Origin of the sequence: Paenibacillus sp. DS2015, assembly GCF_050433705.1 — a bacterium.
Classification (GTDB): Bacteria; Bacillota; Bacilli; order Paenibacillales; family Paenibacillaceae; genus Paenibacillus_AQ.
Map to the genome: position 1 here is coordinate 1 of NZ_JBNPWS010000056.1, position 10,647 is coordinate 10,647.

Genomic DNA, 10,647 nt, shown 5'->3' on the forward strand with positions numbered 1-10,647 from the left:
AACCTCCGCCTGCACAGCGGTTTCGAGAGGCCTACTCTCATCTTCTGTCCAGCATGGCTATGGTGCTCTTAAGCACCGAGCCTTCGTGGCGCACAGTCGTCCGCATAACGACAATATGAAATGGCTGGTTTCCATTGCCGATGTTCCCGTATGGCGATTGGGCGGTGGTTCAGAATACCGAAGTTCCATGCCCAACGATCTTTCCGTACCTTCTTACTAAGAAATTTCACTTCCATCCATTGATCGAATTCGTGTAACATAATATTGGATAGTAGGGGGGAGATGACTCCGCCTTGTGGAACCCCCTCGCTTGAGGCACGGAATAAACCATGATCTACGCATCCTGTCTTTATGATCTTCCAAAGCAAGGTAAGAAATCTTTGGTCAGAGATACGTTTACGGACAGCTTTCATGAGTAGTCGATGGTGTACGGTATCGAAGTAGCTCGCCAGGTCACCTTCAATAACCCAGCGACCGGCGGTTGCGTTCATTTGTTCATTACCATCTTGCAATTGCAATTTGACAGTTCGAATTGCATGATGAACACTCCGTGCTGGTCTGAAACCATAAGATACTGGATGAAAATCACTTTCCCATATCGGTTCCATGACCATCAGCATTGCACGTTGTACGATTCGATCTCGTAGACAAGGAATACCTAGGGGTCTGAGTTTGCCATTCGCTTTTGGGATATACACGCGGCGGGCGGGTAGCGGAGTGTAGGTTCCAGTCAGCAATTCGTGTTGTAGCCTTTCCAGTTCAAGATCAAGTATTTCCTCCATCTTGCGTTTGTCAATGCCGTCTACACCCGGCGTTCGGGCACCGCTGGAAGCCAGTGTGATGCGAGCCGCTTCGCTAAGCCAATACTTGTTAGCAATAAGTCTTAAAAGTCGGTCAAACTTGCGTTCTTTACTTTCTGTTGACCAAGTCGCCAGTTTGCTTTGCATTTCACTAATTATCAAAGGTCTTCACCTCACTAGGTCAGTTAATAAGCCAAGCAAACCACTTAAACTGTCTCCCTTCGCCATGTGACCGGCTTTCCCGGTCTCGGACTACTACGGAGACTCCGCCAGCCTGCACATCATCGGGGAGCACACTCCCTTTGCATCTGTGCAGTCCTTCCCCAGTTCACATGTTGGACTCCATACATAGGTTAGGTTGCCTATCGCAGTCTTTATCCTTGCTTTCTGCAAGTCGTCGCGGACATCACGATCTAGCTGTGCGCTCTTCGTGATTCCCTATCGGTCAGCCTACATGTCAAACCGATATTCGCGGCTCCAATTCATGGCTGTAACTGGCACCGATCCGCGACCTGCCTGTTAAGCGATGTAGGCAGGGGTGACATTTCAACCCTCAGATGCGGTTTAATAGGTTCGTGTTCCTCAACCTTCCCATGCTCAGCCTAGAGACTCATCTTAGCGTAATCGCTTCGCCGCAAGTCCCGTTTCCCACGGACTACGTCACCTTGCCAGTGTCGGCAAGTCACCGCCGATTCGGCTCACTTCTTCTCACAGCAGAAGAAGGGCATGTCTGTAAAAAAAAATTCAACATGCATTCCAAACATGCTCAAGTAACACTATTCCTCTGCAGGAACTTAGTTAGCTGGGCGTACTATAGGTGATGTCACTTACCCATTTGTTATTTCTCTTACTTGCCTTAAAGTCTCGCTTCAAGAGGTTTTCGCCGCCGTTATACACGGCATCCGTTTTGTAGGGTTTGTATTTTTTGATCACCACAGATCGGAGTCCCAGGCTTCTCATAATCCGTTGTACTCGTTTCTCACTCACTTTAAATGGGAGTTGTAGGTTAAGAAGTTCTTCTCTGATTTTAGGTGCTCCATAGACACCATCTTGTTCGTGATAGATCCGGATGATCTCTTGTCTCAACTGATTGTTCTCTTGCTTCAAGCGACCTTCAGGTCGTTTTTGAGTACAGTAATAGTAGCTGCTACGCCCAATCCCTAGCACCTGACACAACTTACTTTTGCTATGTTTGTCAGACTGGGATACGGCCACATCCACAACCTCACGAACACTTATCTTTTGGCGAATATGGTCATAGCTTTTTTTAGGATCTCGTTTTCCTCTTCAAGCTCTTTAATTCTAGATTTGAACTTCTTGACCTCTACGACAGAGATCTGTTCAGTGTCTACATTAATTTCTTTACCTTCATTAATCCATTTGTAAAACGCCGTTTTGCTTAGACCATATTCGCTCATAATTTCGGATGCTGTTTTCCCTTTACGATGGAGTTCTACGATCATCGCTTTGAACTCATCACTATATCTTCCTTGCTTGGTTCCCATAGTTGGACACAACCTTTCAATATTATTTTAGCAGTCCTCCTTTTTGTGTCCACTACTTTATACTAGCTCCACTCCAAAAAGAAAATCGCGCGGTCGGAGGAGAAAAGAAATTATTTCATTTTATATTTGATGAAGCTCATAAATATATTTCAGAAAAAGATGATGAGAATATTAAATCAATAAAGATATTTGAGCAGATAGCAAAGGAAGGGCGGAAATTCGGAGTATTTATGATACTAGCAAGTCAAAGGCCCGGAGAAACATCTAAAACAGTATTATCACAATGTAATAACTTTATTCTACATAAAATACGTAACAATGTAGATCTTGAGCAGATGAGAAAGAGCATACCTTATCTTAATGATTCACAATTAACCAGAATATCATATTTAAGAACAGGATCAGCACTATTAGTTGGCGAGCCCTTTTCAATTCCAATGGAGATTATTATTGACGGTAAAGATTATGGGGACATATCGAAGTCTTATTTACCTTCGGAAATTTGGCGGGAATAATACTGTTTGTATAGTCGCAGTGCAAAACAGAAGGATTTGGTGAGTTTGCGAATAAGCATATAGACTGGATTACTGTAATCAATTCTAATGGAAATTAGATATTCATTGAGTCCAAAAGTTACAGCTAAGGACTGGATAGAATTCTGAAGATATTTAGAGGTGAAATGAAGTATCAAATCTAATTGTTAAAAGTACCGTTTAATAATTGTCAATCGACAAATTGCGATTCTGAAACTGCAGTCAGCTAAAACGTCGCAACTTACCAAAAAACTTGTCCACATGGATTTCTTATTTGCTTGGAACAAGGATAATGTTGATGTAAAATTGATGTAAAACACCAACGGAAACAATCGGATTGAAGCCAATTGGGACGGATATTCATTAGCAAAAAGTCCGTTACATCAACAATTCTGCAGGTTGTAACAGATTACATCCTACGGTAGTATGTTCCCATGGACGACACATGTGGAGTGCGTGGTAGTGCTATATCGCGATTGAGTTTGTATAAGACAAATAATAAATGGACTTCTCACAAGGAAGTCCTTTTTTTATGTGGATATTTGCTTACTGACAGTTCAGTATATTTGATCTGACGTTACTTGTTTTCTATCAAAATAAACTCGGGTTTGAGCAAATATTCCAATGGATATATATCGTCTCTTGCTGAGATCAGCGCTTTGAATAAAGCGATTGGTCGTTTCTGGTCTTTTTCATCTGAGTAATGAAACCCAAGTTTCTCAGGTTCTACAAGCTGAACAATAACAAAAGCATCTTCCTCGTCTGTCAATCTATAAATAGTATTCTCCGGTTTAAATACATCGACTAAATGATCGAATGTGATCAAATGAAACTCCTTATTTCGCCACTCTGTTTGGATGATCCTAAACGCGTGATTTTTGACAAGAGTAATAAACTGTTCGTGATCAAGCGTTAACTCGATCCCTATAATATATCCTTGTTCATCCATATCGTTGCCATATTCTGTATCGTAATTTTTTTCATAATCGGCATTGAAATTATTCGTGGCAACAGTCATATTATCCAGAAATGGAGCAAGAGGTGTATCTGTTATATATTGGATGCTAATTTGATCAGGTATGATATGTTTAGAGAGTTCGTTTTCTGATTCCAGAACCGTTTGTTCAACCGCAGGAGGGTTTAAATAGATGTAACCCATACCTGGGGAGGAACCGTAGAAACAAGTAATTCTCATTATTCTTCACCCCTTCAACCATTGTATAGTGTTAGACGCAAACCTTGTGAAAAGGTTTCATAGCTGTGATATGAGAACATACGCTTGCTGACAGACTTGTGTAGGTGGTTGATGGAAGTGATCTGTCGAATAGAGGAATTTTTAGTTAGATTGTGGAATAAGACAATATAGCATAAAGAAATATTGAATAATGGAGGTGGAGTAATTGGATAAACAAACTCAAGAAATCATCAATAAGTACCAATATGATAAGAAAACAAGGAAATACTCTAACAAGCACTTTTTCCGTGATCACAAATCTCATAGCCAAGTAAATTCAAATGAAGATGTGGATAGAGCCTATAACGAAATTAATAATTGTATCAATTACTTCATGAATGTTAAATTTGACTTGGTTAATGATGATATAGAAAGATTAGAACAAGCATTAGGAAAATATGAAATTGCAATTCATAAAGTCATTTCCTGTTTTGATAATCATCTATGTGATTTCAACTACTCTTCTGAGGAATTAATGCAACTAATTAATAATTGGGATACCTTTGAGGAAGGGGTAAGCAAAATCCATCAAAGGAAAATATATCAAGATTAATTGGGGGGAATACTATGAAGATGAAAGAAACGTATATTTATAAAGGATACACTATAACATTTGAATACAATAAAAATAGAAAGCACCTTGAGTATACAGCCATGTGTAATCTTGAAGGTGAAATTGTAAAGAAACATGATGATTCATTTGAAGGTGCTAAAAATCAAATGGAAGCCTACATAGAAAACGTTCCAAAATATAAGTTGATGTATGAAAATGGAAATGAATAATTGCACTTTTATTGGTATTATATTTATTCAATGTAGTGATGAGTAATGATGGTATTCAAAGGACTTCTAAACGCAGAAGTTCTTTTTTTTATGAGAAGATCAGCATGGCAGACAGCTCAATGTCAATGGGTTGCTGTTTACTGGAGGAATGTGTATGTCGAATAAAGGGATTAACAGTTGGATTGTGGAATAAGTCTAAAGAACTACTTTTCTAATGATCATCTACGAGGGAGGTTTCACATTGAACAAGAAGGACCTATCAGAACGCGATATATGCTCCAAATACATAACACCAGCACTTATCCAATCAGGATGGGATTTACAAAAGCAAATACGTGAGGAAGTTACTTTTACTGATGGCAGAGTAATCGTTCGTAAAAAGATCGTTACACGAGGAGATAGAAAACGAGCGGATTATATCCTTTATTATAAATCTAATATTCCCATAGCTATTATTGAAGCAAAAGACAATAAGCATTCACTTGGTTCAGGTATGCAGCAAGGGCTAAACTATGGAGAAATATTAGACATCCCATTTGTCTATTCTTCCAACGGTGATGGTTTCTTAGAGCATGATAGAACTGTAAAGACTGGAACGATAGAACATGAGTTGTCTCTAAGCGAGTTTCCTTCACCAACTGAGTTATGGAATCGTTATAAGAAGGTTAAGGGCATTGATGAACAAGCTGAGGAAATGATCGTGCAGGATTATTACTTTGCTCAAGGTTCCAAAAGCCCTCGGTATTACCAAAGAATTGCAATCAATAGAACGGTTGAAGCTATTACCAAAGAACAAGATCGTATTTTACTTGTTATGGCAACAGGGACGGGCAAAACATATACTGCTTTTCAAATCATTTATCGTCTTTGGAAATCTAAAATGAAGAAACGAATTCTATTCCTAGCAGATCGTAACATTCTAGTTGATCAAACAATGGCTAATGATTTTGCTCCTTTTGGTGATAAAATGATTAAAATTAAAAACAGGAAAATCGATAAAGCCCATGAGGTTTATTTGGCTCTATATCAAGGAATTACAGGTACGGAGGAATTTCAAGATGTATATAAAGAGTTCTCCCCTGACTTTTTCGATCTAATCGTTATCGATGAGTGTCATCGGGGTAGCGCGAAGGAAGACTCTTCTTGGAGAGAAATTTTAAGCTACTTTAATGCCGCGACACAAATTGGTTTAACGGCTACTCCAAAAGAAACGAAGGAAGTTTCAAATCTGACTTATTTTGGTGATCCTGTGTATACTTACTCTTTGAAGCAAGGAATAGATGATGGATTTTTAGCACCATATAAGGTTGTTAGAGTAACACTAGATAAAGATGTTGAAGGCTACCGACCAACTAAGGGACAAAAAGACAAGTATGGTCATGTGATTGAAGATCGGGAATATAACATCAAGGATTTTGATAGAAAACTTATTCTCGAACAAAGAGCCATTACAGTTGCAAAAATGGTTTCAGATTATTTGAAGAATAATAACACACGTATGGCAAAATCCATATTTTTCTGTGTAGACATTGATCATGCAGAGCGTATGAGACAAGCATTAGTAAATGAGAATCCCGACATGGTCGCCAAGAATGCTAAATATGTCATGCGAATTACTGGTGATAATGAAGAAGGAAAAGCTGAATTAGACAATTTTATTGATCCTAACGAACCATATCCTGTGTTAGTGACAACCAGTAAGTTGATGAGCACAGGTGTTGATGCTCAAACGTGTCAATTGATCATACTTGACTCTAATATAAATAGTATGATCGAGTTTAAACAAATTATTGGTCGTGGCACAAGAATTCGAGAAGATCATGGGAAATTGTATTTTACGATTATCGACTTTAGGAATGTTACGAAGTTGTTTGCTGATTCTGAGTTTGATGGTGATCCAGTTGTAGTCATGACACCCACTGGAGATACTATTCCTCCAGAAGAGGATGAACCTGATATAAATGGTGAAGGTGACGAAATAAATGGCGATGACTTTACAGGTTGGGAGTATGGCAATCCTCCTATTGATGGTGGTGGAGAAATTAATGATCCACCTGCAAAATACTACGTCCACAATGTGGAAGTCAAAGTACTGAACCATCGTGTGTACTATTACGACAAAGATGGTAAACTGATAAACGAATCATTGATAGATTATACGAAGAAAAATGTGATGAATGAATATCATTCGCTCAATGACTTTCTGCAGAAATGGAATAATGCAGATAAGAAAAATGCAATATTAAAAGAATTAGAATCACATGGTATTTTACTGGATGAGTTGCAGGATGAAGTGGGAAAAGACTTAGACCCATTTGATCTTATTTGCCATGTTGCATTTGATATGCCTCCATTGACTCGTCAAGAACGAGCAAATAACGTAAAGAAGCGAAACTATTTTGCCAAGTATAGTGAAAGTGCCAGAGTGGTGTTGGAAGCATTGTTAGATAAGTATGCAGATGAAGGTTTGGCTAATTTGGAAAATTTGGAAGTGTTGAAGATTCCTGAATTCCAAGCATACGGTTCACCCATTGAGATCGTTAAGAGATTTGGTGGGAAAAGTGGCTACTTAACAGTGATCAAAGAATTGCAAAAAGAGATTTATACAGCATAGGTTACCTCAGAAGGAGAATGATTCATGTCAGTTTCATCAGTTATTAAATCAGTTCAAGATACGATGCGCAAAGATGCGGGTGTCGATGGTGATGCACAGCGTATTTCTCAACTAGTGTGGATGGTATTCCTTAAGGTGTTCGATGCGAAGGAAGAAGAATGGGAGTTAATGCGAGACGAGTATACTCAGGTTGTTCCCGAAGGCTTGCGTTGGCGTGATTGGGCAGCAAATGACGAGGGAATGACAGGCGATGAGTTACTCGATTTCGTTAATAATAAGCTGTTTAAAGAGTTGAAAGAAATGGTTCTTGATGAATATAGTGATCCGAAAGCCTTTATTGTGAAAGCTGTATTTGAAGATTCTTATAACTATATGAAGTCTGGTACATTGATGCGTCAAGTGATCAACAAGTTGAATGAGATTGACTTTTCCGCACAGGAAGATCGTCATACATTCAATGATATCTATGAAAGTATCCTCAAAGACCTTCAAAACGCAGGTAATGCAGGAGAATACTATACACCACGTCCAGTGACACAATTCGTTGTAGATATGGTTAATCCAGTATTAGGTGAAAAAGTATTAGATTTTGCTTGTGGCACAGGTGGCTATTTAACTAGTACGATTGAACATTTTAAAAAGACAGGGCAGATCAAGAACGTTGAAGACAATCAAGTGCTTCAAGAAACTATCATGGGGATTGAGAAGAAGCCCATGCCTCATATGCTTGCGATAACAAATTTAATCTTACATGATATCGATACTCCAAATATCAGGCATGACAATTCGTTAACTAGAAATGTTAGGGATTATAAACCGATAGAACAAGTAGATGTGATTGTGACAAATCCTCCGTTTGGTGGGATTGAAGAAGAAGGAATAGAAACTAACTTTCCTGAGAAGTTTCGGACGAAAGAGACAGCGGATTTGTTTATGGTCTTGCTCATGTATTTACTGAAAGATGGCGGCCGTGCAGGAATTGTATTGCCTGATAGCTTTCTATTTGGTGAAGGTATAAAGACTGCTATTAAGGAAAAATTACTGGAAGAATTTAATTTGCATACTATTATCCGATTGCCCAAAGGTGTGTTTGCTCCTTATACGGGTATTAATACGAATTTGTTGTTTTTTGAGAAAGGAAAACCTACAGAGGATATTTGGTACTTTGAGCATCCATACCCTGAAGGGTATAAAAACTATTCGAAGACTAAACCAATTCGTCATGAAGAGTTTGAATTGGAAAAGAAGTGGTGGGAGAACAGAGTTGAGAATGATAATGCTTGGAAGGTTAGTATAGAGGATATAAAAAAACGGAATTATAACTTGGATTTGAAAAATCCATTAATTAATTCAGTTGTTAATACATTTACAACTGACGAATTAGTAGATCGACTTCTTGAAGCAAATAAAAAGACATATGAGTTATTACTTCAATTAAGGAGTTTTGTGTAAATCATGAGTCTATATAAATTCTACAAAAAATCAAATCCTTCAGTTGGAGTTGCAAAGATCGTGTTTAATTATCTATGTTCCAACGTCCCATTAAAAAAAGTAGGAGAAATAGCTGAATCGACGAGTGGCGGTACTCCTAGCCGAGGTAATAGTGAATATTATGGTGGAGATATCCCATGGATAAAATCAGGTGAACTAAATGATTCTTATATTACAAGTTGTGAGGAGTATCTAACAGAGGAAGGCATTAAAAATTCATCAGCCAAATTATATCCTAAAGGTACTTTGGTTTTAGCGTTATATGGTGCTACAGTTGGGAAAGTAGGGATTTTAGATTTTGAGGCTGCCTCAAATCAAGCTGTTTGCGCTATTTATCCAAATAATTCAATTGATAAGGATTATATGTTTTGGTTTTTCAAACAAAAAAGACAAGAGTTTATTGAGAGCAGTTTTGGTGGCGCTCAGCCTAATATAAGTCAGAAAGTCGTCAAAGAAACTGATATTCCTGTTCCAAGTCTAGAGATTCAAAAAGAAGTCGTAACATTTTTAAATCAATGTGAATTTGAAGGGATTATCGATAAGGAATTTCAAAATAATGAAGTCTTGAAACAAATTGAGAGATTCTTTAATGTTCGAACATGTTGTGAGGAATTAGAGAATTCGATGAAAATGACTGAAGGTCTGATTCTTAGCCTACGTCAATCCATCCTCCAAGAAGCCGTTCAAGGTAAACTTGTTCCACAAGACCCGAGTGATGAACCTGTAAGCGTCTTGCTGGGAAAAATCAAGGCTGAAAAAGAACAGTTAATTAAAGAGAAGAAAATCAAGAAAGAAAAGCCACTTCCACTGATTACTGAGGATGAAATTCCATATGAACTACCAAAGGAATGGAAATGGGCACGGTTAGGTGATATATGTAACGTAATTACGGATGGCGACCATCAACCACCACCGCAAACAGCAAATGGTATTAATTTTTTGGTTATTTCTAATGTTTCCAAAGGGACTCTTTCTTTTGAAAATACTCGCTTTGTTTCAAAAGAGTATTACGATGCACTACCATCATTTAAGAAGCCTAACAAAGGTGATATTTTATTTACAGTTACCGGTTCATATGGAATTCCAATAATAATAGATACAGATAAAGAATTTTGCTTTCAACGACACATTGCTTTGCTTAGACCAAGTGCAAATATATCGACTAGGTATTTGTATTGGGTGTTGCTTTCTAATTTAGTGAAAACTCAATGTGATGAGAGTGCTACAGGTATAGCACAAAAGACAGTGTCATTAACAACATTACGTAACTTAAGAATTCCTATTCTTCCACTTAACAAACAAAAACGAGTCGTAGAAAAAGTCGATCATCTTATGATTCTATGTGCAGAGTTAGAGAAAACAGTTGTGCAATCAAAACAGGAAAGTGAGATGCTGATGCAAGCTGTCTTACAGGAGGCATTTAACTCAACTGAAAAGGAGAATAATGTTGTTAATTTTCCTTTAGCTGACACTAACAATATAGAAGATTGGGAGATCGCAGCTCGTTCAGACGGAGAAATTGATTTAGAAACAAAAGCTAAAATTAAAGCTAGAGTGACTGAATTACTCGGCAAATCTAAGCAATGAAACCTGCTGTATATGTCAATCAAAATGTTGACCACCTTGCTAACCCAATAGTTGACCACCCTGGCAGAAAAAAATGGGCACTTGTAGGTGCCAGTGTGAG

General features: G+C 38.1%; 10 protein-coding genes. 6 read left to right on the forward strand and 4 right to left on the reverse strand.

The annotated features are described in order from the left end of the window. Positions 1–68: 68 nt before the first annotated feature. From J2T13_RS25585 to J2T13_RS25595, 3 genes are all read right to left on the reverse strand, one after another. Entirely contained in the window at positions 69–962 is an 894-nt protein-coding gene (locus J2T13_RS25585; RefSeq protein ID WP_429375471.1) for a reverse transcriptase domain-containing protein, read from the reverse strand. A 636-nt stretch (positions 963–1,598) separates the two neighbouring features. Then, positions 1,599–2,015 (reverse strand): IS3 family transposase, encoded by a 417-nt coding sequence (locus J2T13_RS25590; protein ID WP_429375473.1) that lies wholly within the window; start codon positions 2,013–2,015, stop codon positions 1,599–1,601. A gap of 20 nt (positions 2,016–2,035) precedes the next feature. Next, a complete protein-coding gene (locus J2T13_RS25595; RefSeq protein WP_429375474.1) occupies positions 2,036–2,305 on the reverse strand; it encodes a transposase in 270 nt (89 codons plus the stop codon). 2 nt (positions 2,306–2,307) lie between these two features. Here J2T13_RS25595 and J2T13_RS25600 point away from each other — a divergent pair, with 2 nt between their 5' ends. After that, entirely contained in the window at positions 2,308–2,820 is a 513-nt protein-coding gene (locus J2T13_RS25600; RefSeq protein WP_429375476.1) for an ATP-binding protein, read from the forward strand. A gap of 595 nt (positions 2,821–3,415) precedes the next feature. Here the strand turns inward: J2T13_RS25600 and J2T13_RS25605 are convergent. Beyond that, positions 3,416–4,033, reverse strand: coding sequence for a hypothetical protein (locus J2T13_RS25605; protein ID WP_429375478.1), 618 nt, complete (start codon positions 4,031–4,033; stop codon positions 3,416–3,418). Positions 4,034–4,238: 205 nt separating this feature from the next. On the opposite strand from J2T13_RS25605, the gene J2T13_RS25610 reads away from it, so the two are divergent. The 5 genes from J2T13_RS25610 (at position 4,239) to J2T13_RS25630 (ending at position 10,547) form a co-directional block, all read left to right on the forward strand. Further along, positions 4,239–4,625, forward strand: a complete 387-nt coding sequence (locus J2T13_RS25610; RefSeq protein ID WP_429375480.1) for a hypothetical protein — start codon at positions 4,239–4,241, stop codon at positions 4,623–4,625. A 14-nt stretch (positions 4,626–4,639) separates the two neighbouring features. Continuing rightward, positions 4,640–4,855 (forward strand): hypothetical protein, encoded by a 216-nt coding sequence (locus J2T13_RS25615; protein ID WP_429375482.1) that lies wholly within the window; start codon positions 4,640–4,642, stop codon positions 4,853–4,855. A 241-nt stretch (positions 4,856–5,096) separates the two neighbouring features. Further along, positions 5,097–7,469, forward strand: a complete 2,373-nt coding sequence (gene hsdR / locus J2T13_RS25620; protein WP_429375484.1) for an EcoAI/FtnUII family type I restriction enzme subunit R — start codon at positions 5,097–5,099, stop codon at positions 7,467–7,469. A 24-nt stretch (positions 7,470–7,493) separates the two neighbouring features. Continuing rightward, positions 7,494–8,921 carry a type I restriction-modification system subunit M gene (locus tag J2T13_RS25625; RefSeq protein WP_429375485.1) on the forward strand — a complete coding sequence of 476 codons (1,428 nt, stop codon included), beginning with the start codon at positions 7,494–7,496 and terminating at the stop codon, positions 8,919–8,921. A gap of 3 nt (positions 8,922–8,924) precedes the next feature. Continuing rightward, positions 8,925–10,547: a restriction endonuclease subunit S gene (locus tag J2T13_RS25630; RefSeq protein WP_429375486.1), complete on the forward strand. Its 1,623-nt coding sequence runs from the start codon at positions 8,925–8,927 to the stop codon at positions 10,545–10,547. The last annotated feature ends 100 nt before the right edge of the window (positions 10,548–10,647 follow it).